The 25,364-nt window shown below is 71.4% G+C and carries 23 protein-coding genes and 1 pseudogene; 16 read left to right on the forward strand and 8 right to left on the reverse strand.

Annotated features, from left to right (window positions below; genetic code table 11):
• Positions 1–42 precede the first annotated feature (42 nt).
• Positions 43–1,563, reverse strand: a complete 1,521-nt coding sequence (locus tag ABZS42_RS13180) for a YifB family Mg chelatase-like AAA ATPase (RefSeq protein WP_355144789.1) — start codon at positions 1,561–1,563, stop codon at positions 43–45.
• A gap of 36 nt (positions 1,564–1,599) precedes the next feature.
• Complete coding sequence (locus ABZS42_RS13185) at positions 1,600–1,959, reverse strand: YraN family protein (protein WP_355144791.1); 360 nt, start codon at positions 1,957–1,959, stop codon at positions 1,600–1,602.
• 233 nt (positions 1,960–2,192) lie between these two features.
• On the opposite strand from ABZS42_RS13185, the gene ABZS42_RS13190 reads away from it, so the two are divergent.
• From ABZS42_RS13190 to frr, 5 genes are all read left to right on the forward strand, one after another.
• Entirely contained in the window at positions 2,193–3,578 is a 1,386-nt protein-coding gene (locus ABZS42_RS13190; RefSeq protein WP_355144793.1) for a hypothetical protein, read from the forward strand.
• 258 nt (positions 3,579–3,836) lie between these two features.
• On the forward strand, positions 3,837–4,703 hold the full coding sequence (gene rpsB / locus ABZS42_RS13195; protein WP_355144795.1) for a 30S ribosomal protein S2: 867 nt from the start codon (positions 3,837–3,839) through the stop codon (positions 4,701–4,703).
• Positions 4,704–4,838: 135 nt separating this feature from the next.
• Positions 4,839–5,666: a translation elongation factor Ts gene (gene tsf, locus ABZS42_RS13200; protein WP_355144797.1), complete on the forward strand. Its 828-nt coding sequence runs from the start codon at positions 4,839–4,841 to the stop codon at positions 5,664–5,666.
• A gap of 161 nt (positions 5,667–5,827) precedes the next feature.
• Complete coding sequence (pyrH, locus tag ABZS42_RS13205; RefSeq protein ID WP_355144799.1) at positions 5,828–6,595, forward strand: UMP kinase; 768 nt, start codon at positions 5,828–5,830, stop codon at positions 6,593–6,595.
• 82 nt (positions 6,596–6,677) lie between these two features.
• Positions 6,678–7,235 (forward strand): ribosome recycling factor, encoded by a 558-nt coding sequence (frr, locus tag ABZS42_RS13210; RefSeq protein WP_355144800.1) that lies wholly within the window; start codon positions 6,678–6,680, stop codon positions 7,233–7,235.
• Positions 7,236–7,308: 73 nt separating this feature from the next.
• Here frr and ABZS42_RS13215 read toward each other — a convergent pair whose 3' ends face one another.
• A complete protein-coding gene (locus ABZS42_RS13215) occupies positions 7,309–7,461 on the reverse strand; it encodes a hypothetical protein (RefSeq protein WP_355144802.1) in 153 nt (50 codons plus the stop codon).
• A gap of 503 nt (positions 7,462–7,964) precedes the next feature.
• Between ABZS42_RS13215 and ABZS42_RS13220 the strand changes: the two genes are divergently transcribed.
• The 3 genes from ABZS42_RS13220 to ABZS42_RS13230 all read left to right on the forward strand — a co-directional run bounded on the left by ABZS42_RS13220 (position 7,965) and on the right by ABZS42_RS13230 (position 12,151).
• Positions 7,965–9,473 carry a phosphatidate cytidylyltransferase gene (locus ABZS42_RS13220; protein ID WP_355144804.1) on the forward strand — a complete coding sequence of 503 codons (1,509 nt, stop codon included), beginning with the start codon at positions 7,965–7,967 and terminating at the stop codon, positions 9,471–9,473.
• Between the two features lie 145 nt (positions 9,474–9,618).
• Positions 9,619–10,767, forward strand: a complete 1,149-nt coding sequence (gene rlmN, locus ABZS42_RS13225) for a 23S rRNA (adenine(2503)-C(2))-methyltransferase RlmN (protein ID WP_355144806.1) — start codon at positions 9,619–9,621, stop codon at positions 10,765–10,767.
• Between the two features lie 31 nt (positions 10,768–10,798).
• The gene (locus ABZS42_RS13230) at positions 10,799–12,151 is read left to right on the forward strand and encodes a DivIVA domain-containing protein (protein ID WP_355144808.1); all 1,353 of its coding nucleotides are present in this window, start codon (positions 10,799–10,801) and stop codon (positions 12,149–12,151) included.
• Between the two features lie 123 nt (positions 12,152–12,274).
• Here ABZS42_RS13230 and ABZS42_RS13235 read toward each other — a convergent pair whose 3' ends face one another.
• Positions 12,275–12,499, reverse strand: a complete 225-nt coding sequence (locus ABZS42_RS13235; protein ID WP_355144810.1) for a DUF2631 domain-containing protein — start codon at positions 12,497–12,499, stop codon at positions 12,275–12,277.
• A gap of 290 nt (positions 12,500–12,789) precedes the next feature.
• Between ABZS42_RS13235 and ABZS42_RS13240 the strand changes: the two genes are divergently transcribed.
• Together ABZS42_RS13240 and ABZS42_RS13245 are read left to right on the forward strand one after the other, a co-directional pair.
• Positions 12,790–14,361 (forward strand): Rieske 2Fe-2S domain-containing protein, encoded by a 1,572-nt coding sequence (locus ABZS42_RS13240; RefSeq protein ID WP_355144812.1) that lies wholly within the window; start codon positions 12,790–12,792, stop codon positions 14,359–14,361.
• Between the two features lie 145 nt (positions 14,362–14,506).
• A pseudogene (locus ABZS42_RS13245) lies at positions 14,507–15,126 on the forward strand (TMEM175 family protein).
• Positions 15,127–15,333: 207 nt separating this feature from the next.
• Here ABZS42_RS13245 and ABZS42_RS13250 read toward each other — a convergent pair.
• Both ABZS42_RS13250 and ABZS42_RS13255 read right to left on the reverse strand, forming a co-directional pair.
• Entirely contained in the window at positions 15,334–16,929 is a 1,596-nt protein-coding gene (locus tag ABZS42_RS13250) for an NAD(P)/FAD-dependent oxidoreductase (protein WP_355144814.1), read from the reverse strand.
• 16 nt (positions 16,930–16,945) lie between these two features.
• Complete coding sequence (locus ABZS42_RS13255) at positions 16,946–17,359, reverse strand: hypothetical protein (RefSeq protein ID WP_355144816.1); 414 nt, start codon at positions 17,357–17,359, stop codon at positions 16,946–16,948.
• 133 nt (positions 17,360–17,492) lie between these two features.
• On the opposite strand from ABZS42_RS13255, the gene ABZS42_RS13260 reads away from it, so the two are divergent.
• Entirely contained in the window at positions 17,493–17,927 is a 435-nt protein-coding gene (locus ABZS42_RS13260; RefSeq protein ID WP_355144818.1) for an MMPL family transporter, read from the forward strand.
• 653 nt (positions 17,928–18,580) lie between these two features.
• Here the strand turns inward: ABZS42_RS13260 and ABZS42_RS13265 are convergent.
• Positions 18,581–18,724, reverse strand: coding sequence for a hypothetical protein (locus tag ABZS42_RS13265; RefSeq protein ID WP_355144820.1), 144 nt, complete (start codon positions 18,722–18,724; stop codon positions 18,581–18,583).
• A 202-nt stretch (positions 18,725–18,926) separates the two neighbouring features.
• On the opposite strand from ABZS42_RS13265, the gene ABZS42_RS13270 reads away from it, so the two are divergent.
• The 4 genes from ABZS42_RS13270 to ispG all read left to right on the forward strand — a co-directional run bounded on the left by ABZS42_RS13270 (position 18,927) and on the right by ispG (position 23,271).
• Positions 18,927–19,427: a YcxB family protein gene (locus tag ABZS42_RS13270; protein ID WP_355144971.1), complete on the forward strand. Its 501-nt coding sequence runs from the start codon at positions 18,927–18,929 to the stop codon at positions 19,425–19,427.
• Positions 19,428–19,627: 200 nt separating this feature from the next.
• Complete coding sequence (gene dxr, locus ABZS42_RS13275) at positions 19,628–20,839, forward strand: 1-deoxy-D-xylulose-5-phosphate reductoisomerase (RefSeq protein WP_355144822.1); 1,212 nt, start codon at positions 19,628–19,630, stop codon at positions 20,837–20,839.
• Positions 20,839–22,089, forward strand: coding sequence for a site-2 protease family protein (locus tag ABZS42_RS13280; protein WP_355144824.1), 1,251 nt, complete (start codon positions 20,839–20,841; stop codon positions 22,087–22,089). Before dxr ends, ABZS42_RS13280 begins: the two co-directional genes overlap by 1 nt.
• Positions 22,090–22,098: 9 nt before the next feature.
• Positions 22,099–23,271, forward strand: coding sequence for a flavodoxin-dependent (E)-4-hydroxy-3-methylbut-2-enyl-diphosphate synthase (ispG, locus tag ABZS42_RS13285; RefSeq protein ID WP_355144826.1), 1,173 nt, complete (start codon positions 22,099–22,101; stop codon positions 23,269–23,271).
• Positions 23,272–23,390: 119 nt separating this feature from the next.
• Here the strand turns inward: ispG and ABZS42_RS13290 are convergent, their stop codons facing one another.
• Complete coding sequence (locus tag ABZS42_RS13290; RefSeq protein ID WP_355144973.1) at positions 23,391–23,966, reverse strand: PadR family transcriptional regulator; 576 nt, start codon at positions 23,964–23,966, stop codon at positions 23,391–23,393.
• Between the two features lie 160 nt (positions 23,967–24,126).
• Here ABZS42_RS13290 and ABZS42_RS13295 point away from each other — a divergent pair, with 160 nt between their 5' ends.
• Positions 24,127–25,338 carry an MFS transporter gene (locus ABZS42_RS13295; protein ID WP_355144828.1) on the forward strand — a complete coding sequence of 404 codons (1,212 nt, stop codon included), beginning with the start codon at positions 24,127–24,129 and terminating at the stop codon, positions 25,336–25,338.
• Positions 25,339–25,364 lie beyond the last annotated feature (26 nt).

The raw sequence follows: 25,364 nt of genomic DNA on the forward strand, positions 1-25,364 counted from the left end.
CCGTGTGAGGCACGTCCGCACCGAACTCGATGATTCGCTGGCTCATGTCGCATCTCCCGTCCGCAGTTGAATGGCCTCGAGCACGTCGTCCCGGACCGGCCGAGACCGCCCGTCCAGGTCCGCGATGGTCCAGGCCAGCCGGATGACCCGGTCGAAGCCCCGCGCCGAGAGCGAGCCGGAGTCGAGCCGGGCGCGTAACTCCGCCGTGTCGGACCCGGGCAGCCGCCACGGTGGCCGGCGCAGGTCCGGCCCGGGGACCTGCCCGTTGAGTCGGTGACCGAGCCCGGCCCACCGCTCGGCGGCCGCGTCTCGGGCGGTCGCCACGCGGCGTGCCACCGCCGCCGACGACTCCCGGTCTCCCTCACCGGCCATCAGCTCGGCGGCTCGTACCGCCGGCAACTGCACCTGCACGTCGATCCGGTCCAGCAGCGGCCCGGAGAGCCGGCCGAGGTATCGCCGGCGGGCGAGCGGGCTGCACTCGCAGTACGCGTCGCCGGCCGGCTTCGCGCACGGGCAGGGATTGGCGGCCAGCACCAGTTGCGTCAGCGCCGGGTACTCGGTGCCGCCCCGGCTGCGCGCGAGTTGGACCCGGCCGTGCTCCAGCGGCTGGCGCAGCGCCTCCAGGGCGCCCTTGCTGAACTCCGGTGCCTCGTCGAGGAAGAGCACCCCGCGATGGGCCAGCGACACCGCGCCCGGACGGGCGAGCCCGGAGCCCCCGCCGACCAGCGACGGCACGGTCGCCGTGTGATGCGGTGCCTGGAACGGGGGACGGCGCAGCAGCCGACCCCCGGGCGGGAGCAGCCCGGCGATGGAGTGCAGCGCGGTGACCTCCAACGCGGCGTCGTCGTCCAGCTCGGGCAGGATCGACGGAAGGCGCTCGGCGAGCATGGTCTTGCCGGCGCCCGGCGGCCCGAGCAGCGCCAGGTGGTGCCCGCCGGCGGCGGCGACCTCGAGGGCTCGTCTGCCCAGCTGCTGCCCGGCCACGTCGGCCAGATCGGGCCCGTCGCCGACCGGCGGCTGGTCGGCGACGGGCGGCTCGATCAACGGGGACCCGTCGCGTACGAAGGAGACCAGCCGGTGCAGCGTGTCGACGGCGCGTACCCGCACGCCGGGGATGACGGCCGCCTCGGCCGCGTTCCCCACCGGGACGATCACCCGCTCGATCCCGGCCCGGGCCGCCGCGGCGACCATCGGCAGCACCCCGCGCACCGGTCGGACGGTCCCGTCCAGACCCAGCTCGCCGAGGACCACCATCCGCTCCAGGGGGAGCAGCGGAAGCTCACCCGATCCGCCGAGCAGAGCCGCCGCGATAGCCAGGTCGAACGCCGAGCCGAACTTCGGCAGAGTGGCCGGTAGCAGGTTCAACGTGATTCGCCGGTTGGGCCAGCGCTGACCCGAGTTGACCACCGCCGCGCGTACTCGGTCGCGGGCCTCGTGCAGCGCGGTGTCCGGTAGCCCGGAGATCACCACCGCCGGCAGTCCGGCGGCCAGGTCGGCCTCCACCTCCACGAGGTGACCGGCCATCCCGACCAGCCCCACGCAGAGCACCTTCGCGTAACTCACCGGGCAGCACCCGTCCGTACGGCACGACCGGCCATCTCAGAACGCGCCCTTCAGGTGCTCGACGCGAGCCGGGCCGGCGTCGGCGAGCCGTACCGAGAGCACGTCGAAGCGGATCTCGTCGGCCGTCGTGCCGGTCTGCGCCAGCCAGCGGGCGGCGAGGCCACGCAGCCGACGGGCCTTGGCCGGTACGACCGCCTCCGCCGGGCTGCCGAACTTGCCGCCCCGTCGGGTCTTCACCTCACAGAAGGCGAGTACCGGGCCGTCCCAGGCGATGATGTCGATCTCACCGGCCGGGCAGCGCCAGTTTCGGGTGACCGGGCGTAGTCCCGCTCCGATCAGGTGCCGGAGGGCGCACCGCTCGCCGTACGCGCCGACCGCCTGGTTCCGCGTCGTCATGGGCCGGGACGATGCCGCCTCGCGACCGGGTTCGGCGACCCTTCGCCGGCCTGGCTGTGGACGACCCTGCCGCTGTGGACAGCCGGACGATCAAGCCGTCCCCGTGTTATGGCGACCGTCGGTCGAGCCGCTGCTGCCGGTGGCGAGTGGCAGCTGCCGATGGTGCACGTCGGCAAGTCGACGGACCGGGGTGGGCTGACGGCGGTCGAACCGGGTCGCATACGGTGCCGGACGTGGACGGACGACGGAGCTTCCCCGACGATCAGGAATTGCGCTGGTACGCCGACGAGCGCGACCGCGGCTACGAGCCGGAGTGGCCCGGCCCGGACGAGCGCCACCGGGACGAGGAGGTCCGCGTACCGGAGCAGCGCGGTGCCGCCGAGGAGCCCCGGTACGGCGACGGCGCCGGGTACCGCGAGCCGGCCCGTTTCGGTGCGGACACCGAGCCCGCCCGGTTCGGTGCATCCGACCGGCCGGGGCGGGGTAGCACGGCGGAGAGCGATTCCGGCCGGTTGGCGGCGGCCGAGTCGGAGACCGGCCGGTTCGGCTCGACCGGGTCCGAATCCCTGCGTTTCCCGGCGGTGGACGCCGACGGTGGTCGGGTCGACCAGGCCGACGCCCGGTTCGGGACGACGGACCCGGGGTTCGGCGTCACCGAGCGGGAACCCCGGCGACGGGCCGTTGTCGAGCCGGAGCGGTTCAGCGCCGCGGGCGAGCCGGTGCGGTTGCCGGTGGGTCAGCGCGAAAACGACGATCCGGCACGTTTCGGTGCGGCGGCGCGCGCGGACGACCAGTCCACCCGGTTCCCGGTCAACCCGCGCCTGCCCGACGAGCCGGGCCGGTTCGGCGAGGCCGTGCGGTCGGAGGACGAGGTGGCACCCTTCGGTGCGGCCGGTGCGGCCGGTGCGGCCGGTGCGGCCGGGGACGAACGGGTGGATTCCGCCGGCCGCCGGGCGGACCGCGTCGCGCGGGCCGGTACGGACACGGACGTCTCCGGTGAGCTGACCGGACGTCGGGCGGCGCGGGAGGCCGCCGCCGTGGACGTCTCCGGTGAGTCGACCGGACGGCGGGCCGCCCGGGAGAGTACGGGCTCGGACGTGGCGCGGGAGGCTGTGACGGCCGGCCCGGCCGAGTCCGCCGACCCGGTGCAGCCGTCTCCGTTGGGCGGCTATCCGATCGTGGATCCCAACCGGGCGGCGGAGCCGCCGCACCCGCTGGATATGCCGACGGGCGTGATGCCGCCCGTCGCGCCGCGAGCCGATTCTCCGGCGTACCCGTCGGGTGGCCTGCCGGACGCGGGGCGCCCGACCGGCGACGGGGTCTACCGGACGCGCCGTCCGGTTCTGGCCATCTTCTTCGCGCTGCTGGTCGTGGTCTTCGAGGCGCCGGCATTGCGGTTGCTCGCCGACGGAGTGACCGGAGACCCGGTCTCCGCCGGGAACGTGGTCGCGGGAACCTTCCTGGTGGCCGGCCTGCCGATCTTCGCGATCGGGCTGTACGGGCTCCGTACCGGTGGATTGTCCCTGGCCGAGGGGAGTCGGGGCTGGCTGCGGCCGCCGACGGCCTACCTGACCGTGGCCCTGGTGCTCTTCGTGGCGGCCGCGCTCGCGGCCGGCTGATCCGCCTCAGCGCATCGGACCTTCGCGCGGCTGCGGCCGCGCACCCGCGGGCCGTGGGGCGGGCAGGGGGCGTACACTGGTCGACTGGCGACCGCCTCGCGCGGTCGACCTCGCGTGCCCTCTCCACGGTTCGTCGTGGGGCGACGGCCTCCCTGGTCCCGATCTTGGTCGGGTCCACCATGGGCCGGCGACCAGGCGCCAGGACGCCCGGCCACCGGCCGGGCGTGACAACCAGGGACCTTGAGGAGTACCCCAACCATGGCCGTCGTGACCATGCGTCAGCTGCTGGAGAGCGGTGTCCACTTCGGGCACCAGACCCGCCGCTGGAACCCGAAGATGAAGCGCTTCATCATGACCGAGCGCAACGGCATCTACATCATCGACCTGCGCCAGACTCTCGACTACATCGAGAAGGCGTACGACTTCGTGCGCGGCACCGTCGCAGAGGGCGGCAGCATCCTCTTCGTCGGCACCAAGAAGCAGGCCCAGGAGGCGATCTCCGAGCAGGCGACCCGGGTCGGCCAGCCGTACGTGAACCACCGCTGGCTCGGTGGCATGCTGACCAACTTCCAGACCGTGTACAAGCGGCTGCAGCGGATGAAGGAGCTGGAGGCTCTCGGTGACCTGAGCGGCACCGCCGCCGGTTACACCAAGAAGGAGACCCTGCAGCTCTCCCGCGAGAAGGGGAAGCTGACCCGCACCCTGGGTGGTCTGCGGGACATGCAGAAGCTCCCGGCCGCGATCTGGGTGGTCGACACCAAGAAGGAGCACATCGCCGTCGACGAGGCCCGCAAGCTGGGCATCCCGGTGATCGCGGTGCTCGACACCAACTGCGACCCGGACGAGGTCGACTTCCCGATCCCGGGCAACGACGACGCGATCCGCTCGGCCGAGCTGCTGACCAAGGTCGTCGCCGCCGCCGTCGCGGACGGTCTGATCGCCCGCTCCGGCCGTCGCCGCGGCACCGACGAGAAGCCCGAGCCGGGTGTCGCCTCCGACGAGCCGCTGGCCGAGTGGGAGCGCGAGCTGCTCGAGCAGCCGAAGAAGGCCGACGAGCAGGAGCAGCCGGCGGCGGCCACCGCCGCCGAGCAGGAGCAGCCGGCGGCGGCCACCGCCGCCGAGTGACCGTACGTCGCTGCCTCGCCGTCGGTTCCGTATCGGCGGCGGGCAGCGGCCGCCCGGGCGGGCACATTCGGCCCGGATCCGGGTAATCGGCCCCTCCGACCATCCACACGTCGTCTCAACATCGAAGAGAGAGCCATGTCCCAATTCACCGCCGCGGACGTCAAGAAGCTCCGCGACCTCACCGGCGCCGGCATGATGGACAGCAAGAAGGCGCTGACCGAGGCCGAGGGCGACTTCGACAAGGCCGTCGAGATCCTGCGCGTCAAGGGCGCCAAGGACGTCGGCAAGCGGGCCGGTCGCACGGCCGCCAACGGTCTGATCGCGCACTCCGGCCAGGCGCTGCTCGAGCTCAACTGCGAGACCGACTTCGTGGCCAAGACCGAATCGTTCATCACGCTGGCCCAGCGGCTGGTCGAGCACGGTGTCCGGGCCGGTGTCAGCAACGCCGAGGAGCTGCTCGCCAGCGAGCTGGACGGTAAGACCGTCGCCGAACTGATCCAGGAGCAGTCGGCCAAGATCGGCGAGAAGCTGGTCCTCAAGCGGTTCGTCAAGCTCGACGGCACCACCGCCGTCTACCTGCACCGCAAGGCCCAGGACCTGCCCCCGGCGGTCGGCGTCCTGGTCCAGTACGCCGGCAAGACCGACGAGGCCGGCGACGCCGACGCGCGTGGCGTGGCCATGCAGATCGCCGCGATGCGGCCGCAGTACCTGACCCGTGACGAGGTGCCGGCCGACGTCGTCGATTCCGAGCGGCGCATCGCCGAGCAGACCGCCCGCGAGGAGAACAAGCCCGAGGCGGCTCTGCCGAAGATCGTGGAGGGCCGGGTGAACTCCTTCTTCAAGGACTTCGTCCTGCTGGAGCAGTCGTCGGTCACTGACAACAAGAAGTCGGTGAAGCAGGTGCTGGCCGAGGCCGGCATCGAGGTCACCCGCTTCGTGCGGTTCGAGGTCGGCCAGGCCTGAGCCGCCACCGGGCGCCTCGGCGCCCGTGGGTAGGGAACGTCGACGAGGAGGTCGCCGGTGTACGTGACAGGCACCGCGGCCTCCTCGTCCCATAGGGTCGGCAACGGCAGTTTCGGCGGTACGCGGCGCACGGCGCGCCGGTGTGGGAGAGGGCGGGTCGGATGACGCAGGTTGTGAATGACCGGACGCTGGCGGTGGAAGACCCCACCGCCCCGCCGCCTGGCCGGGCTCGTCGGGTGGTGCTCAAGCTCTCCGGCGAGGTCTTCGGCGGTGGCGCGATCGGGGTCGACCCGGACGTCGTCCAGGCCATCGCGCGACAGATCGCCACGGTGGTTCGTCGAGGCGTGCAGGTCTCGGTGGTGGTCGGTGGCGGCAACTTCTTCCGCGGCGCCGAGCTGCAGAAGCGCGGCATGGACCGGGCTCGCGCCGACTACATGGGCATGCTCGGCACGGTGATGAACTGTCTCGCTCTCCAGGACTTCCTGGAGAAGGAGGGGATCGAGACCCGGGTGCAGAGCGCCATCACCATGGCCCAGGTCGCCGAGCCGTACATCCCGCTGCGTGCCATCCGGCACCTGGAGAAGGGACGAGTGGTCATCTTCGGCGCCGGCGCCGGCATGCCGTACTTCTCCACCGACACGGTCGCCGCGCAGCGCGCGCTGGAGATCCACGCCGACGTGGTCCTGATGAGCAAGAACGGCGTCGACGGTGTGTACACCGCCGACCCGCGGATCGACGCCACCGCCAGCAAGTTCGACTCGATCACCTTCTCCGAGGTGCTGCGCCGCAACCTTCGCGTGGCGGACGCGGCGGCGTTCAGCCTCTGCATGGAGAACGGCCTGCCGATGCTGGTATTCGGCGCGCAGGGGGAGGACACCATCGTGCGCGCCGTCGGTGGCGACAAGATCGGCACCTTGATCACCGCCTGAGCGGTCGCCCTCCGGCGACGGCAGCGGTCCTCCGACACACAGCAGAGCCCACCACGAGCAACAGAAGGAGGCGAGGAGACCGGTGATCGACGACACCCTCCTCGAGGCCGAGGAGAAGATGGAGCGTGCGATCGAGCACGCGAAGGAGGAGTTCGGCGCGATCCGGACCGGCCGGGCGAATCCGGCCATGTTCTCCAAGGTGATCATCGACTACTACGGCACGCCCACTCCGCTGACCCAGATGGCCTCCGTCGCGATCCCCGAGCCGCGCATGGCCATCATCAAGCCGTACGACACCTCGCAGCTCAACGCCATGGAGAAGGCGATCCGCGACTCGGACCTCGGGGTGAACCCGAGCAACGAGGGCAGCCAGCTGCGCATCGTGCTCCCGCAGATGACCGAGGAGCGCCGCCGCGACATGATCAAGGTGGCCCGGCACAAGGGTGAGGAAGCCAAGGTGGCGATCCGCAACGTGCGCCGCCGCGGCAAGGAGGAGCTGGACCGGATCGTCAAGGATGGCGAGGCCGGCGAGGACGAGGGCCGCCGTGCCGAGAAGGAGCTGGACGACCTCACCCAGCGCTTCGTGGCGACCGTCGACGAACTGATCAAGCACAAGGAAACCGAGCTGCTCGAGGTGTGATCGCCCCACCCGCCGGGCACCGCAGGTGATCCGAGGCCCGTTCCCGACGTGGGAACGGGCCTCGTCGCGTACGTCAGCAGGGGATCCGGACGGTCCTCGTGGTCTCGGTCAACTGCTCGCTGGTGTACGCGTCGCGCAGGGCGAACTGTACGGTGGCCCGACCGGCGCGCAACACCGGATCGAGCCGGGTGAAGCCCATCGAGAGCTCGCCGTGCCGCCGTCGCACCGAACCTCGGCGGCGCCACGCCCCGAGGTGGCCCAGAGCGTCGGCAGACCGTGCTGCACCAGCGAAGCCGGCAGCAGGTAGTCGCCGGTGGGGCAGTTTCGGGCGGTGCCGATGACCGAGGTCGCCGGGTACGCCTCCTCTTGGAAAGGCGGCTGGAACAGGTACAGCGGACCATGGGACGGTGTCGGCGTCAGTACCTGATCGCGCACGCCAGGAGTCGGATCGGCGACTGCGGTGGCGGCCTGACGATGGTCCGGCGGGTCAGCCTCGCCCCTCCGCGGCGGCCATCGGCCCGGCGGCGACGCCAGGTCGGCCCGAGCCTCGTCCGCCGTGCCCGGGCGGCCGGTGCAGTAGGCTCGGCACGATTCCCGGCCACCTGACGGTGACCGTCGGGGATCGACCGCCCGTCGGGCCGGTCAATCCGAAGGAACAGTCGTACGTGTGTAGGGGATGCTTGTGGTCTTGCGTCATGTGGTGGTCCTCGTGCCGCGTCGCGGTGCGTGATGTCCCACCTCGACCCCTACGGCGGCGCTGAGCCCCGAGGCTGGGACCGGCCGGAACGGCCGGTGGCCCTGCCGTGGCCGGATCCGGAGATCGATCCGGGGCAGTGGGCGCGAAACCCCGGCGCCGGTTCGGAGCTGCACGCCGAGCCGCGCTCCCGCTCCCGGCCGCACGCTGACCCGTACGACGACCGTGGCAGGCCGTACCCGCCGGATCCGTACGACGACGGGCAGCACCCGGGCCCGTCGCGCCCGGACCGAGGTGGACCGCAGCGCACCGGTGAGCGGGACCCGTACCAGGGCCGCCGGCCCGACCCGTACGGCGACGCCGACCCCTACCGGCCCGACCCCTACCGGGAGCGGTACGGCGAGGATCCGCACCCTGACCGGTACGACGATCCGCACCCTGACCGGTACGAGGACCGTGGCCGCGACCCGCACCGGGAGCGGTACGACGAACCCCGTCGTCCCGACGAGCGCGGGTATCCCGACGAACCGGCCGGACGGTACGACGTCGATCCGACTGGCGGCCCCGCCCGGTACGACGACGACTCCGGCTTCCCGACGGCGCAGCTCGAGCCGATCCGGGCGGAGATCACCGCCGACCCGGATCCCGAGCCGGAACCGCCCCGAGGCCGGCGGGGGCCCGGCAAGCGGCGGGCCAGCGCGGACCGTCCCGCCACCCAGCAGGCGTCCGGCCGGGCCGGCCGCAACCTGCCGGCCGCGATCGGCGTCGGCCTCGGGCTCGGCGCCGTCATCCTGCTGACGCTCTTCCTCTACCCGCCATCGTTCCTGGCGGTGATCGTCGCCGCCGTGTCCGTGGGTGTCTGGGAACTGGCCCGGGCGGTACGGCGCAGCGGCGCGAACCCGCCACTGGTGCCGCTGATCGCCGGCGGAGCGCTCACCGTGGGGCTGGCCTGGTTCGCCGGCCCGGACGCGCTCAGCCTGGGCCTGCTGGTCACCGTGCTCGGCACGATGATCTGGCGGCTGGGGGACGGTCCCGGTGGCTACCAGCGTGATCTGACCGCGGCCACCCTGGTCGCGGTCTACGTGCCGTTCCTCGGCGGGTTCGCGGCGTTGCTGGCGGCGGCGCCCGACGACGGTCCGTGGCGGATCCTGGCCACCCTGATCGCGGTGGTGCTCTCCGACACCGGCGGGTACGCCGCGGGCGTCTTCCTGGGTAAGCATCCGATGGCCCCCTCGGTCAGCCCGAAGAAGTCCTGGGAGGGCTTCGGTGGGTCTCTGACGGCCGCGGCGCTCGGCAGCGCGCTGCTGATCTGGCAGGTGTTCGACGTGGCCCCGTGGTGGGGCGCGCTCTTCGGTGTCGCCGTCTCCTGCGTCGCGGTCCTCGGCGATCTCGCCGAGTCGATGATCAAGCGGGACCTCGGAGTGAAGGACATGAGCAACCTCCTGCCCGGGCACGGCGGGCTGATGGACCGGCTCGACTCGATTCTCTTCGCGGTGCCGGTCGCGTATCTGCTGCTGGCCGTCCTGGTGCCGGTGGCCGGGTGAGTTCGCGGGGCGCCGGCGGGGTGCGTCGCCGTGCCGTCGGCGGGGTGCGCCGCCGTGCCGTCGGTGCCCTGACCAGAGGGTCGGGGTCGGTTCGGCACCTCCGGACAGGTGCGCACGCCGTTCGGCGTGACAGACTGGACCCGCCATGACGAGCCTGCCCTTGATCCCCACCGCGCCCGACAAGCCCGCGCGTCGCGCCGCCATGCCCCAGCAGCACCTCGCCGACCTCGACCTGGCGGGCCGCCAGGCGCTCGTCGCCGAGCTCGGCGAGCCGGCGTTCCGCGCGAAGCAGATCTCCAACCACTACTTCGGCCGGCTGGTCCGTGATCCGCAGCTGATGACCGACCTGCCCGCCGCCACCCGGGAACGGCTGGCCGACCGGCTGATGCCCCGGCTGCTCACCTCGGTTCGGGAGCTGACCTGCGACGACGGCGCAACCCGTAAGGCCTTGTGGCGGCTGCACGACGGATCGCTCGTGGAGAGCGTGCTGATGGGCTACCAGGACCGGGTGACCGTCTGCATCTCCAGCCAGGCCGGCTGCGGCATGGCCTGCCCGTTCTGCGCCACCGGCCAGGCGGGGTTGACTCGCAACCTCTCCACGGCGGAGATCGTCGACCAGGCCGTCTACCTCGCCGGCGTGGCCGCTTCCGGCGCGGTGGCCGGGTCCCCGGCCCGCCTGTCGCACGTGGTCTTCATGGGCATGGGCGAGCCGCTGGCCAACTACTCCCGGGTGGTCGCGGCGATCCGCCGGCTGGTTGCCCCGGCCCCGGAAGGGCTCGGCCTGTCCCAGCGGCACATCACCGTCTCCACGGTCGGTCTGGTGCCGGCCATCCGCCGACTGGCCAGCGAAGACCTCTCTGTGACCCTTGCGCTGTCGTTGCACGCCCCCGATGATGATCTGCGCGATGAACTGGTGCCGGTCAACCAGCGCTGGAAGGTAGCCGAGGTGCTGGACGCAGCGTGGGACTACGCCGCCCGGACGGGACGCCGCGTGTCGATCGAGTACGCAATGATCAAGGACGTGAACGACCAGCCGTGGCGTGCCGACCTGCTCGGGCGGCTGCTGGCCGGCAAGTTGGCCCATGTGAATCTCATTCCGCTCAACCCGACGCCGGGCAGCCGCTGGGACGCGAGCCCGAAGCCGGTCGAGCGTGAGTTCGTTCGGCGCCTGCGCGCCGCCGGGGTGTCCACCACGGTGCGGGACACCCGAGGGCGCGAGATCGACGGCGCGTGTGGGCAGCTCGCCGCCGCGGAGGACAGCGACATCGACCGCGCCGCAGCGGCATCGGCGTGACCAGGCGGGGCGAAGGAAACCAGGAGACATAGTGGCGAGTCAGGGTCAGCGCTTCCGGCGTAAGGCGGTCCGCCGGGGATACAAGGTCGACGAGGTGGACGCCTTCCTCGACCGGGTGGAGGCGACGCTCGCCGGCCAGCCGGTGGGCGCGCCCGTGGCCTCCCAGGAGGTCCACGACGTCGTCTTCCGGGTCCGCTTCAACGGCTACGACGAGTGGCAGGTCGACCTGCACCTCGACCGGGTCGAGCGCCAGCTGGCCGAGATGGAGGAGCGCGGCGGCGTACCGGGGCGCGGCGGGGACTCCGGCATGGGCGACCGGCTCGGCATGCCGGATCGGATGGGTCCGCCTGACCGGATGGGTCCCCCTGACCGGATGGGTCCCCCTGACCGGATGGGTCCCCCTGACCGGATGGGTCCCCCTGACCGGATGGGTCCGCCCGACCGGATGGGTCCGCCCGACCGGATGGGTCCGCCCGACCGGATGGGTCCCCCTGACCGGATGGGTCCGCCCGACCGGATGGCCCCCCCGGATCGGATGGGTCCGCCGATGCGTGACGAGCGGGGCATGCCTCCGGTCCCGCAGCCGCCCCGGCCGATGCCCGCGCAGGCCGGCCCGCCCACCGATCGTTACGGGCGCTACGACGAGCCGACCGGCGCCTTCTCCGGCGGGTACGACGCCCCACGCGGTGGGTACGACGGTCCGCGCCCACCGGCCGGCCCCGGCATGCCGATGGGCCCCGGTGGCCCGGGCGGTGCACCCCTTCCGCAGCGCGGCCTGCCCTCGGCTCCGAGCGGGTACGGCCCGGAGGAGCCACGCTTCGACGGCTTCGAGGCCGGCCGACGCGCCCGCCCCGACATGACCGCCGAGATCCGGATGCCCGAGCGGGATCCGCGCGAGATGATGCCCGAGCGGGATCCGCGCGAGATGATGCCCGAGCGGGATCCGCGCGAGATGATGCCCGAGCGGGATCCCCGTGACATGCGTCGTGGTCCGGCCGGCCCGCCGATGCCTCAGCAGGGCTTCGGTGGAGCGCCGATGGGTGGCCCGCCGGCCGTGCCCGGTCCGCCGCCCATGGCCGGCCCCCCGGTCGGCGGCCCCCCGATGGGTGGTCCGCCGATGGCCGGTCCGCCCGGGAGCGACCTCTACCGGGTCGACCAGATCCGCCGCAGCTTCCAGGTGCGCCGCTTCGGCAGCGGGTACGACCCGGACCAGGTCGACCGGTTCTTCGAGAGCCTGCTCGGCGGGATGGCCGGCCGCAATCAGATGCCGGTGAACCCGAAGGACCTGGACACCCTGCGTTTCGGCCTGGTGCCCGGCGGCTACTTCGAGGCGGAGGTCGACGCCGCGCTCAAGGACGTGCAGGACATCCTCTTCGGCCGCTGACGCCCGCGAGCAGCAGGTGGCCCGAACGGCCACGCCGCGCACGACGAGGGCCCGCCCTACCCGATCGGGAAGGGCGGGCCCTCGCGCATGGTCACACCGGGTGGACCCGCCGCCGGCGCCGGGTCAGGACCGCAGGCCGGCGCGACGCAACACGGCGTCGCCGATGACGATGGCCAGAAGCAGTGCGGCCAGGCCGACCAGCCAGATCTCCTCGACCTTGCCCTCGTGGTTGCCGCAGAACGCCATGATCACCAACACCGCCGCCGACAGCACCGCCCCGATCCGTGCGGACTTGCGGTGCCCGGGCTTGTGCTGATCTGGCGCGGTTACCGGCTCACTTCCTGCCACTGTCGGTCCTTCCCTCGCGATCGGATCTCCGGTTAGTCTGGCACGCCCCGTACCGGCCGCGGCGCAGGGTCCGACCTGAACGGGGGCACGCGTGACCCGTGAGGGCCGCCGGACGTCACTCAAGGGTGCGTACGGAGCGGGGGGACCGACGACCGGCGGCCGGCCGAGAGTGACCGGAGCGTCCAGCCGGCGGACGGCACGGCACTACCGGCGTCGCGGACCGGGGGCCGCAGTCACTCCGGTAGCGTTTGGCGTACACCTTGATACGTCTTTTTGAGGGGGAAACTGCGGTGCGAGTGACCGGTACCGGGCACGCCAGCATGCGGATCGACACGGCCGCGGGCAGCATCCTGTGCGACCCGTGGGTCAATCCGGCCTACTTCGCCTCCTGGTTCCCGTTCCCCGACAACTCGCAGCTCGACTGGGAGACCCTCGGCCAGGTCGACTACCTGTACGTCTCCCACCTGCACCGGGACCACTTCGACGCGAAGCACCTGCGTGACTTCGTCTCGAAGGACGCGACCGTGCTGCTCCCCGAGTTCCCCACCTCGGAGATGGAGGACGAGTTCCGGGCGCTGGGCTTCACCAAGTTCATCAAAGCCCCGAACGAGCAGGTCGTCGAGCTGCCCGGTGGCCTCAAGGTCATGATCCAGGCGTTGACCAGCCCGACCGACGGGCCGATCGGTGACTCGTCCCTCTGGGTCGAGTACGACGGGGTGCGGCTGCTCAACCAGAACGACGCCCGACCCACCGACCTGAGCGTCTTCGCGAAGCTGGGTCACGTGCACGCGCACCTGCTCCAGTTCTCCGGCGCGATCTGGTACCCGATGGTCTACGAGCTGCCCCAGGCGGCCAAGACCGCGTTCGGCAAGCAGAAGCGGGACCGGCAGTTCGACCGCACCTGGCGTTACATCGACGACCTGAAGGCCGACCACGTCTTCCCGATCGCCGGCCCGCCGTGCTTCCTCGACGACGAGCTGTGGCAGTTCAACGACATCTTCGGCGACGAGGGGAACATCTTCCCCGACCAGTCGGTGTTCCTGGCCGAGTACGCCAAGGTCGGCGGCACCAACGGCATCGTGTTGCTGCCGGGCAGCGTCGCCGAGGTCACCACCGAGGACGCGACCACGACCCACCCGGTTCCGGTCGAGGAGTTCTTCGCGAACAAGGTCGCCCACCTGGAGGAGATGCGGGAGCGCAAGCGCCCGATCATCGAGGCGGAGAAGGCGTCCTGGCGGCACCCCGAGGTCGACGTGCTCGGTGAGATGAAGCGTCGCATCGAGCCGTTGCTGGACGAGTCGATCTACCTGGCGAAGGGGGTCGGCGGCCCGGTCCGCTTCGACCTGGTGGGCTACGACGGCACCAGCGTCGAGTCGATCGTGGTGGACTTCCCGGGCAAGGAGGTCCGGCCGTACGCGGACGAGAAGGTCCGCTACCGGTTCCGGACCGAGCGGGCGCTGATCGAGCAGCTGCTGCACAGCGGCGAGGTGGACTGGGTCAACTCGCTCTTCCTGTCGTGCCGCTTCTCGGCGGCGCGGATCGGGCAGTACAACGAGTTCGTCTACGCGTTCTTCAAGTGCCTCTCGGAGGAGCGGCTCCAGTACGCCGAAGGCTGGTACGACGAGCACGAGCGGGCCGTCGACGCGGAGGACATCACCATCGGCGACTGGGTCGTGCAGCGGCGCTGCCCGCACCTGAAGGCGGACCTGAGCCGGTTCGGCATCGTCGAGGGGGATCAGCTCACCTGCCAGCTGCACGGTTGGCGGTTCGACCTGGCCAGCGGCCGTTGCCTCACCAGCGTCGGCCACAAGATCCGTGCGCATCGCGCAGACGCTGCCCCGACCCCCGAAGCCGCGAGCTGATTCCGGTCCCGTCGCGCCCTGTCCGGGCGAACATGGACATGTGGTGAGCCGTTCGTAGCGGACGCCACAACTTCATGATCGGCGGGAGCGGGGCGTGACCGAGGGGGACGACGAGTCACGGTACCGGTACGGACGGGACCGTGAGATGGCCCGGGACGCGTCCCGGGTGGAGGCGTTCAGCGACGCGGTCATCGCGATCGTGCTGACGCTGATGGCGGTCGACCTGCTCCAACTCGGCCCGGCCCGCAGCCACGGGTCGGGCCTGGTCGGGGCGCTCCGGCACGAATGGCCGGCCTACCTCGCGTACGTGATCACGTTTGCGATCGTCGGTCAGGTCTGGCTCACCCACCACAACATGTGGCGGTACGTGGTCCGGGTGACCAGGTGTTGCTCGTGTTCAACCTTGCCCTGCTGCTCTTCGTGGCGGCCATCCCGTTCGCCGCGGACCTGCTCGCGGACCACCTGCGCGGTAGCGCCGCCGACCAGCGGCTCAGCGCCGGGCTCTACGTCAGTGCGGTGCTCGGCGAGGCCCTCTTCTTCAACCTGAGCTGGTGGTGGGCTCGCCGCCGCGGCCTGCTGCACGCCGACCTCGATCCGCGGCTGGCCCAGGCGGTCGCCCGTCGATTCCTGCTCGGGCCGCTGCTCTACCTGATCGCGTTCGCCTTCGTCTTCGTCAACCCGATCCTCAGCCTGATCCTCTATCTGCTGCTGGTCGGCGTCTACCTGATCCGCGGCCCCGGCGACCTACCCTCCTACGCCCGCTGACCACCCCAACCGGACCCCGGACTCCCGCGTCGGAGCACCCCGGACTCCCGCGTCGGAGCACCCCGGACTCCCGCGTCGGAGCACCCCGGACTCCCGCGTCGGAGCACCCTGGACTCCCGCGTTGACCATGAAGTTGTTGTCGCGACGCGCCGTGACGGACGGCAACAACTTCACGATCACGCGGGTGAGTGAGGTTGGGGTGGGGGGTTAGCGGGTTAGGTCGTGGAGGATGCGGTGGGCGGCGTTGTGGCCGGCCGCGCCGATCACGCTGCCGGCCGGGTGGCAGCCGGCGCTGCCCGCGTACACGCCGTCGACACCTGTCGCGTAGGGCATCCGGTCGGTGAAGGAGACCGTGTTGTCCACGTGGTGGATATGACCGCCGGTGATGCCGAAGTGCTCCTCGATGCCGGGCGGCGGCAGCGGCACGGCGTCCGCGATCAGGTCGCCGGTGCCCGGCGCGTACCGCTCGCATATCGCGACGAGCTTCTCCACATAGCCGGGCAGCGCCGCCTCCCACGTCGTGCCCGCCAGGTCGTACGGCACCGACTGGACGAAGAGCGCCGACGAGTGGTGCCCCCCGGCGTCGGAGAGCGACGGGTCGACGGTGGTGTGCAGGTACCACTCGATGGTCGGCTCCTCCGGCAGCCGCCCCGCCCGTACGTCGTCCCACATGGCGCGCAGCGCCGCCATCGGCGGCTCGCCGCCCCCGCCGACCAGTGAGGCCGAGCCGGGCAGCAGGTGGATTGTCGAGCCGAACGGGCTGGGCGCGTCCGCCGGCAGGCAGGAGAAGCGCGGCAGCCCGGTCAACGCCAGGTTCAGCTTGAGCGTGCTCCCGGTGCGCCGGACCGCCGCCATCCGCTCGCCGAGCGGCGCTGGGAGCGCGCCGTCGGGGAGCAGGCCCATCAGCCGGTACGGATCGCAGGCGCCGAGCACCACCCGGGCGGCCACCTCCCGGCCGTCGGCCAGGACCACGCCGCTCGCCGCGCCGCCGTCGAGCGTGATCGCCTGGACCGGCGCGTCGGTCAGGATCCGCGCCCCGGCGGCCCGGGCAGCGTCGGCGAAGGTACGCGAGACGGTGCCCATGCCACCCTCGGCGATCATCCAGGTGCCGCCGGACCCGGGAAGCCGGCACATGTTGTGCACCAGGAAGTTGTGCCCGGTGCCGGGGTCGTCGGGCCCGGCGTTCAGCCCGGAGAGGCCGTCGGTGACCGCGTACATGCTGACCAGCAGCTCGGAGCGGAACTCGAAGCGGGCCAGGTAGTCGGCGACCGAGCCGCGGACCAGGTCCACGAAGACCTGCCGCAGCGCCGGTCGGACGTACCGCTCGGCGGTCTCCTCGACCGGTAGCGGCTCGGCCAGCCAGGCCGGCGCGAGATCGTCCCGCAGTGCGGCCAGTTCGGCCTGGAGGGCGTCGTCGGCGGCCACGTCGGCCGCGGAGAAGTGCTCGGTGAGCTGGGCGCGGGTGGCCGCGGTGTCGCTGCCGAAGAGCAGGTACGGCGACCCCAGCCCGCCCGGCGTGGGCAGGAAGTAGTGCGGGTCGCGGCGCAGCACCGGGATCCGCACGTCGAGGGTGGCGAGCAGCTCCGGAGGCATCAGCCCGAGCAGGTAGGAACCGGTGGAGTGGCGCAACCCGGGCACCTTCGGGAACGGGTTCTCGGTGCGGGTCGCGCCGCCGATCATGTCCGCCGCTTCTAGCACCAGCACGTCCAGCCCGGCGCGGGCCAGCAGGATGGCGGAGACCAGGCCGTTGTGCCCGGCACCGACGACCACGACGTCGGCGCGGGCGGGAAGTTCACTGCTCATGCCGCGGCAGCCTAACCTAGCGGGGGTCCGATTCCGCCCGCTCGGAACCGGTCGGCAGCCGGAGCGTGAAGGTCGAGCCCAGCGCCGGTGGCGCGACGTACGGCAGGAGTTGCTCCCGCCGGCTGCTCCCGACGCACGCCCGTACGGCGCGACTTTCCTCCTGGTCCAGCTCGGCGTCGGGCTTCGGGCCGGTGGGGCCGGGCGCCCACGGCCACGTCCAGTCGGGGGCGATCCGCACCTCGGGCAGGTGCCGGCGGGCCAGGCAGGTTTTCACCAGGGCGTTGAGCTGGGCCAGGGCCTTGCGCTCGATGGGCGTCGACGCCTCCAGCGCCGCACGGGAATCGGCACAGAGCGCGCTGCCGGTCAGGTCCGTTCCGGGGGTGTCGATCCGGGGCCGCCCACTCGGCCCGTCCACGACCGTGGCCTCCATCTTCGCCCTGGTCCGGAGGCAGCGCAGCGCCTCGTCCGCCCGGTGGCGCAGTGTTGCGCGTTCCGCCTCAGGCAACCGGTAGGGGCCGACCGCGCGGGGGTCGACGCGGTCGGTCGACGGGGTGCCCGCCCGCGTGCCCAGCCCCGGTGTCAGCGCGGCGTCGACACCGGTCCCCTGGTCCGATCCGCCGCCCTACGAGGTGTTCCTGCTCTCCCGGGTGCGCGAGGAGTGGGATCGCACCGGCGACAACACGGCCTCGGTGGCCGCGGGGCTTCAGCGAACCGGACGCATCATCACCGCTGCCGCGCTTCTGCTGATCGTCGTGGTGGCCGGCTTCGCGAGCGGCAGCATGGCGTACATCAAGCTGATCGGGGTCGGCATGATCGTGGCGATCGTGGTCGACGCGACGCTGGTCCGGGCGCCGCTGGTGCCGGCCACTATGCGGCTGCTCGGCCGGTGGAACTGGTGGGCCCCGGGCCCACTGGGCCGGGTCTACCGCCGTTACGGCCTGCGTGAGTCCGACGCTCCGACAGGCGGGGAGCGCCGCCGGTCCGCGTCCACCAGGTAGTGGCTTCCGCCGGCGAGCGCCGGTTGGCTCAGCCGAAGGACTTCCTGATCCTCCGGCCGTTCAGCTGTGGAACGCCATAGCTCAGTTCAAGGCGAGAATCGGCGGCATTACGGTTCGTACCGCGACCGGTCAGGACCACACGATTGTGGAGTCGGCGGAGTTGATTCGGCGCGGGGAGCCCGACGGCGTACGTGGTATTACGACGGAGCAGCTTTCTGAGATTCAGCAGGCATAGGGTGTTCCGGGGCTTCCGTCGGCTGTCGGTGCCGCCTCGAGGAAGACGCAGGGTGAGGCGATCAGGAAGATTTTTGGAGAGGCAGCGGCGGATATATGTCTAGAAGCTAATGAGTCGCAGTCCCGATTTCGTTACGACGAGCATCTGCTCTCGTTGATCCGGGAGCCGGCTGCCCGTTCCTACCTGTCGAACCAGGGTCTTCCTCGAACGAGTCCGCCGTTCCATCCCGTTGATGCGCGCTCATGTACTGCCGAGGGTCGTGACTTCATCATCATCGGTAGTGACGGTGATGACAATTTCGGTTCGTACTGTGTCGACGTCGACACGGGTGAGCTTGTGATCTTGACCCTTCGTGGGGACGACGGAATCGGGCATGTCAACGCGTCGCCGGAGGCGTTCACCGGCTGCATCTCAAAGTTCAGCCGGCGATGCCCGTACGGGGGATGGTGAGACGTCCCAGGAGGAACTCGAGCTGATCAGCGCGGAGCTGGGTCGCGCATTGCTCGATATTGATGACCCGGTTTTCGACGAAGATCCGGCATTCTGGTGCAATCTGCTGCACGATGTCGCGATCGGAGACTACGCAGAGGTGTGAGGTGCGAAGAAGCGACTGCCGCGCCCGGCAACTGTCATGGCATTGCGCGTGCGGGCTCGGCTTGCGGTGATCGCCGGGAGGGGCACCAGCGTGCGGTCCGATCCGTGGCCCGAGGCGGAGGCCTGCAGGGCGGTGGCGACGACGTGGCCCCGTATCGTCGGCGGCCGTGATGATCAGTTTTGAGACGCAGCCGGACCGGCGTCTGTTGGCGGTGGCGTTGCGCCGCACGATGCGCGCGGCCCTTCGCCTCTTCGCGGCCTGCGGCTTCATCCTGCTCCTGCCGGCCGCGGTCGCCCTGCTCCTCAGCGACGAGCCGGTGGTGGCGGTGGGTTGGCTGCTGGGAGCGGTCATCTTCTGGGCCGTGCCGTCGTTGCTCGTACGCGGCGGGGTCCGGGCGAGCTGGAAGCTGTACGGCATCCCGATCGCCTGGCAGTTCTCCGACGAAGGCGTGCGAATGGGTTCGGCGCTGATGGAGAGCCTGATCCGCTGGGAGGCGCTGGAGTCGGTCGAGCCGATCCCCGGCCAGCTGCTGCTCAAGGTCAATCGGCAGCAGGTCATTCCGGTTCCGATCGCCGGGCTGACCCCGTCCGACCTGGACACGCTCGTAGGTTTTCTGGGTGGCCGGGGCCTGCTTCCCGCCGGAGCCCTCCCGCCCGCTCGACTTCATTGAAGTCGCGGTGTCCCAAGGCCGCCGATGCCCCGACTTCCGTGACCTCGTGTCGATCATCGTCGCCGTGTCCGGCCGTGGGCCGTGTCGGGCCGTGGGCCGTGTCCGGCCGTGTCGGGTCGCGCCGACAGCTCCGGAGCAGGTCAGCAGGGAAGATTGAGGCTCTCAGCGGACGTACAGCGCGGCTGGGGAAGAATGGCCGGGTGACTTCCGCGCGAGAACTCGTCCTGCTCGGGTCGACCGGCTCGATCGGCACGCAGGCCATCGACATCGTCCGGCGCAATCCCGAGCGGTTCCGGGTGGTGGCACTCGGCGCGGGCGGCGGCAACGTCGAGCTGCTCGCCGCCCAGGCCCTCGAACTCGGTGTCGAGGCGGTCGGCGTGGCGAAGGCATCCGCCGCCCAGGATCTCCAGCTCGCCTTCTACTCCGAGGCCAGCCGGCGTGGCTGGGCCAGCGGCGACTTCAAGCTACCCAAGATCATCGCTGGGCCGGACTCGATGGCCGAGCTGGCCCAGTGGCCCTGTGACGTGGTTCTCAACGGCGTGGTCGGCTCGCTCGGGCTGGCGCCGACCCTCGCGGCGCTGCGCGCCGGCCGTACGCTCGCGCTCGCCAACAAGGAGTCGCTGGTGGCCGGCGGCCAGCTGGTCAAGGCCGCGGTGACCCGGGCGGGACAGATCGTGCCGGTCGACTCGGAGCACTCCGCGCTCGCCCAGTGCCTGCGCGGCGGTACCCGGGGCGAGGTGCGCCGGCTGGTCGTCACGGCGAGCGGCGGCCCGTTCCGGGGCAAGCGGCGCGACGAGTTGACCCGGGTCACACCCGAGCAGGCGCTGGCGCACCCGACCTGGAACATGGGACCGGTCGTCACGATCAACTCCGCGACGATGGTCAACAAGGCGCTCGAGGTGATCGAGGCGCACGAGCTGTTCGACGTCCCGTACGCCGACATCGCGGTGATGGTGCACCCGCAGTCGGTGATCCACTCGATGGTCGAGTTCGTCGACGGCTCCACCCTCGCGCAGGCGAGCCCGCCGGACATGCGGCTGCCGATCGCCCTGGGCCTCGGCTGGCCGGACCGGGTGCCCGACGCGGCCGCCGCGGTCGACTGGACGACCAGCCACACGTGGGAGTTCGCTCCGCTCGACGACGAGGCGTTCCCGGCGGTCGCCCTGGCCAAGGCGGCCGGCCAGGCCGGCTGCTGTCGCCCGGCCGTGTACAACGCGGCGAACGAGGAGTGTGTGGCCGCGTTCGTGGCCGGCCGGCTGCCCTTCCTCGGCATCGTGGACACCGTCGCGAGGGTGCTGGACGACGCTCCGGACTTCGGCGAACCAGGTACCGTCGAGGACGTGCTCGCGGCCGAGTCGTGGGCGCGTACGCATGCGCAGGAGATCATCGCCGCGGCGGTGGAAGGAGCTTGATGGCATACCTGCTCGGGGTGGTGCTCTTCGCCCTGGCGATCCTCATCTCGGTGAGCCTGCACGAGGCGGGGCACATGATCACCGCCAAGGCGTTCGGGATGAAGGTCACCAAGTACTTCGTCGGCTTCGGTCCCACCCTCTGGTCGTTCAAACGGGGCGAGACCGAGTACGGCGTCAAGGGTGTCCCGCTCGGCGGCTTCTGCAAGATCGTCGGGATGACCCCGCAGGACGACGACGTCGACCCGGCTGACGAGCCGCGGGCCATGTGGCGCTACCCGGTCTGGAAGCGGACGATCGTGATGTCCGCGGGCTCGATCACGCACTTCGCGCTCGCCCTGGTCACTCTCTGGATCCTGGCCGTCTCGGCGGGCCTGCCCAACCCGAACTTCCCGAGCACGGAGGAGCAGATCCGCCAGGAGCCGGCGATCGTCGCGCTCAGCGACTGCGTGGTGCCGGAGAACGCCGCCCGGGCCTGCGTGCCCGGCGACGCGGCCAGCCCCGCCGCCCAGGCCCAGCTCCACGACGGCGACCGGATCACCTCACTCAACGGCCAGCCGATCAACAACTACGGCGAGCTGCTCGTCGCGCTGCGGGGCGTCCAGCCCGGCAGCACCGCGACCATCGGCTACGTCCGTGACGGGCAGCCGGCCGAGACCCGGGCGACGCTCGCGCGCACCGAACGGCCGCCGCTGGACGACCCGAACGGCGCCGTCGGCCCGGTCGCCGCGCTCGGGGTCGGGCTCATCCCCAGCACGCCCACCCGGGTGACGTACGGGCCGGTCGAGGCGTTCGGCGCCACCGCCGACTTCACCGGGGACATGGCCGTCGGCACCCTGCAGGCGCTGCAACGGATCCCGCAGAAGGTCCCGGCGCTTTGGGACGCGATCACCGGCGGGGAGCGGGACGTCGACACCCCGATCAGCGTGGTCGGCGCGAGCCGGCTCGGCGGCGAGGCGGTGGAGAACAACGCCTGGCTGGTCTTCTTCATGCTTTTCGTGTCGCTGAACTTCTTCATCGGCGTGTTCAACCTGCTGCCGTTGCTCCCGCTCGACGGCGGCCACATCGCCATCAGCTGGTTCGAACGGGCCCGCTCCTGGATCTACGCCCGGGTCGGTCGCCGCGACCCCGGGCGGGTCGACTACCTCAAGCTCATGCCCTTCACGTACGCGGTGATCCTGATCGGTGGCGTGTTCACGCTGCTGACCATCACCGCGGACGTGGTCAACCCGATCACGCTCTTCTCAAGGTGAGTGTTTGAAGTGACCGCAGTCAGCCTCGGTATGCCTCCCGTGCCGCCTCCGCCGCTCGCACCGCGCCGGGCCAGCCGCCAGATCATGGTCGGCTCCGTACCGGTCGGTGGCGGCGCGCCGGTGTCGGTGCAGTCGATGACCACCACGCTCACCGCCGACGTCAACGCCACTCTGCAGCAGATCGCCGAGCTCACCGCCAGCGGCTGCCAGATCGTCCGGGTCGCGGTGCCGTCCCAGGACGACGTCGAGGCGCTGCCCGCGATCGCCAAGAAGTCGAAGATCCCGGTGATCGCGGACATCCACTTCCAGCCGAAGTACGTCTTCGCCGCGATCGACGCGGGCTGCGCGGCCGTCCGGGTCAACCCGGGCAACATCCGCCAGTTCGACGACAAGGTCAAGGAGATCGCGAAGGCGGCCGGCGACGCCGGGGTGCCGATCCGTATCGGCGTCAACGCCGGCTCGCTCGACAAGCGGCTGCTCAGCAAGTACGGCAAGGCCACCGCCGAGGCGCTGGTCGAGTCGGCGCTGTGGGAGTGCTCGCTCTTCGAGGAGCACGGCTTCCGCGACATCAAGATCTCGGTGAAGCACAACGACCCGGTGGTCATGATCCGGGCGTACCGGCAGCTCGCCGAGCAGTGCGACTACCCGCTGCACCTCGGCGTCACCGAGGCGGGCCCGGCCTTCCAGGGCACCATCAAGTCGGCGGTGGCGTTCGGCGCGCTGCTCGCCGAAGGCATCGGTGACACCATCCGGGTCTCCCTCTCCGCGCCGCCGGTGGAGGAGGTGAAGGTCGGCAGCCAGATCCTGGAGTCGCTCGGCCTGCGTGAGCGTGGCCTGGAGATCGTCTCCTGCCCGTCCTGCGGGCGCGCTCAGGTGGACGTCTACAAGCTCGCCGAGGAGGTCACCGCCGGCCTGGAGGGGCTGCCGGTGCCGCTGCGCGTCGCCGTCATGGGCTGCGTCGTCAACGGCCCGGGCGAGGCCCGGGAGGCCGACCTCGGCGTCGCCTCCGGCAACGGCAAGGGGCAGATCTTCGTGAAGGGGCAGGTCATCAAGACCGTGCCCGAGGGGCAGATCGTGGAGACGCTGATCGAGGAGGCGCTCCGGCTGGCCGAGGAGATGGGCGCCGAACTCCCCGAGGAGCTCCGCGGGCTCACCGCCACCCCCACCGTCACCGTCCACTGATCCCCACCCCCGCCGAGCGGGGCACACTTACCCGGAAAGAGTGGTCATTCCCGCGGGAATGACCACTCTTTCCGGGTATTCGGCCCCTCGCCCGTCGACGTGGCGGCGGACGCCTTGGGTCACTCGGATTCGGCGAGGATGGCGTAGAGCTTGCGGCGGGTCTCGGCGAGCACCTGGGCGGCCCGCTCGCGCTGGTCGTCGGTGCCGGTCATCATCACCTGCCGCAGCGCCTGCATAGCCTGTGCGCCGGCGTCGCGGATCTCGTGCCAGCTGTTCACCGTGTCCTGAGCCAGTTCCGCCCACGGCGGGTTCTGGGCGGCCTCGGCCGCCTCGGCGCGGCCGGTCTCCGTGACCGTGAACCGCTTCCGTCCACCGCCGGAGTCCTCGGCGGCGGCGATGACGCCCTCGTCCTCGAGCAGTTGGAGCGTCGGGTAGATCGAGCCCGGACTGGGCCGCCAGGCCCCGCCGGTGCGGGAGTCGATCTCCTGGATCATTTCGTAGCCGTGCATCGGACGCTCGGTGAGCAGCGCCAGCACGGCAGCGCGCACGTTCGGGCGGTGCCGCCTGCCGCCCCGGCCCCGCCCGCCCCAGCCGTGACCGCCGCCGTGACCGTGCGGCATGGGCGGGACGGGCGGGAAGCCGAATCCGCCCCGCATCCGGACCTCGTGCATGGCTCCGTGCATGGCTCCGTGCATCGCTTCGTGCATCGCTTCGTGCATCACGTGGTGCCGTCGATCGAATCGCATGCTTCCTCTTCCCATTGGCGTATCGCTGATGCATCGACGATATATCGGCAACGTGTCGTCGACAAGCGGAATCTACAAACCGTACGTACGTCTGGCTAGGCTGCGAATCGTGCGACTGCTTCCCGACCCGGGGCCGGCCCGGACCCTCGCCCTCTCCACCCTGATCAACACCGTCGGCCGTGGCACCTGGCTGACCGCGAGCGCGCTGTTCCTGACCCGCTCGGTCGGCCTGACGGTGGCCCAGGTCGGCCTCGGGCTCACCCTCACGGCGCTGGTCAGCCTGATCGCCAGTGCCCCGATGGGCTACCTCGCCGACCGGCACGGCCCGCGTGGCCTCCAACTCGCCGCGCTGCTCGCCTCCGCCGCGTGCACCGCCGCCCTGGTCGGCGTCCGGTCGTTCCCGACCTTCCTCGTGGTCGGCATGCTCATGGCGGTCGCCGACGCGGCCAACCGGGGCGCCCGGGGCGCGCTGATCGCCGGCGCCGTCCCCGCCGAGCAGCGCGTACGAACCCGCGCCTACCTGCGCGCCGTCACCAACGTGGGGATCTCGGTCGGTGCGGTGGTCGCCGGCGTCGGCCTCGCCGCCGACACCCGGCCCGCGTACGTGGCGCTGATCCTGCTGGACTGCGTGACCTACCTGGTCGCGGCGGCGATCCTGCTCCGGTTGCCGGTCGTCCCGCCGGTCCCGGCGCCCACCCACGGGCCACGGCTGATCGCCCTGCGGGACCGCCCGTTCCTCGCCTTCACCGTGCTCGACGGCCTGATGTCGATGCACTTCGGGCTGCTCAACATCGCCCTGCCGCTCTGGATCGCCGAACGCACCACCGCGCCGCACTGGCTGATCTCCGCCTGCATGCTGGTCAACACGGTGATGGTGGTGCTCTTCCAGGTCCGCGCCTCACGCGGCACCGAGGAACTGGCCGGGGCCGGCCGGGCCGCCCGTCGGGCCGGCGTGGTGATCGCGGCCGCCTGCCTGCTCTTCGCCGCCAGCGGCGGCGTACCCGGCCCGGTCGCCGTGGTGCTGCTGCTCGCCGGGGCACTGGTGCACGTGGTGGGGGAGCTGTGGCACTCCGCAGCCGGCTGGGGCATCTCGTTCGGCCTCGCCCCGGCCGACGCCCAGGGGCAGTACCAGGGCGCGTACGGGATGGGCATGCAGCTCGGGTCGATGGTGGCACCCGCGGTGGTGACCACGCTCGCCGTCGGGTGGGGCGTACCGGGCTGGTTGGTCCTCGGTGTGTTCTTCCTGCTCGTCGGTGCGCTGGTGCCCCCCGTGGTGCGATGGGCCGAGGGCACCCGGGTGGCCGTACCACTGGCCGCGTGACGCGGAGTCGGTACTCAGCCCGCGGG

The organism is Micromonospora sp. NPDC005367 (assembly GCF_040606825.1).
GTDB lineage: Bacteria > Actinomycetota > Actinomycetes > Mycobacteriales > Micromonosporaceae > Micromonospora.

What these genes read in the sequence shown, in the direction of transcription:
- ABZS42_RS13185 (WP_355144791.1), bottom strand. Translation starts at nt 1,959, where the DNA reads ATGACGACGCGGAACCAGGCGGTCGGCGCGTACGGCGAGCGGTGCGCC.
- rpsB (WP_355144795.1), top strand. Translation starts at nt 3,837, where the DNA reads ATGGCCGTCGTGACCATGCGTCAGCTGCTGGAGAGCGGTGTCCACTTC.
- tsf (WP_355144797.1), top strand. Translation starts at nt 4,839, where the DNA reads ATGTCCCAATTCACCGCCGCGGACGTCAAGAAGCTCCGCGACCTCACC.
- pyrH (WP_355144799.1), top strand. Translation starts at nt 5,828, where the DNA reads ATGACGCAGGTTGTGAATGACCGGACGCTGGCGGTGGAAGACCCCACC.
- ABZS42_RS13220 (WP_355144804.1), top strand. Translation starts at nt 7,965, where the DNA reads ATGTCCCACCTCGACCCCTACGGCGGCGCTGAGCCCCGAGGCTGGGAC.
- rlmN (WP_355144806.1), top strand. Translation starts at nt 9,619, where the DNA reads ATGACGAGCCTGCCCTTGATCCCCACCGCGCCCGACAAGCCCGCGCGT.
- ABZS42_RS13250 (WP_355144814.1), bottom strand. Translation starts at nt 16,929, where the DNA reads ATGAGCAGTGAACTTCCCGCCCGCGCCGACGTCGTGGTCGTCGGTGCC.
- ABZS42_RS13255 (WP_355144816.1), bottom strand. Translation starts at nt 17,359, where the DNA reads ATGGAGGCCACGGTCGTGGACGGGCCGAGTGGGCGGCCCCGGATCGAC.
- ABZS42_RS13270 (WP_355144971.1), top strand. Translation starts at nt 18,927, where the DNA reads ATGATCAGTTTTGAGACGCAGCCGGACCGGCGTCTGTTGGCGGTGGCG.
- ABZS42_RS13280 (WP_355144824.1), top strand. Translation starts at nt 20,839, where the DNA reads ATGGCATACCTGCTCGGGGTGGTGCTCTTCGCCCTGGCGATCCTCATC.
- ABZS42_RS13290 (WP_355144973.1), bottom strand. Translation starts at nt 23,966, where the DNA reads ATGCACGGAGCCATGCACGGAGCCATGCACGAGGTCCGGATGCGGGGC.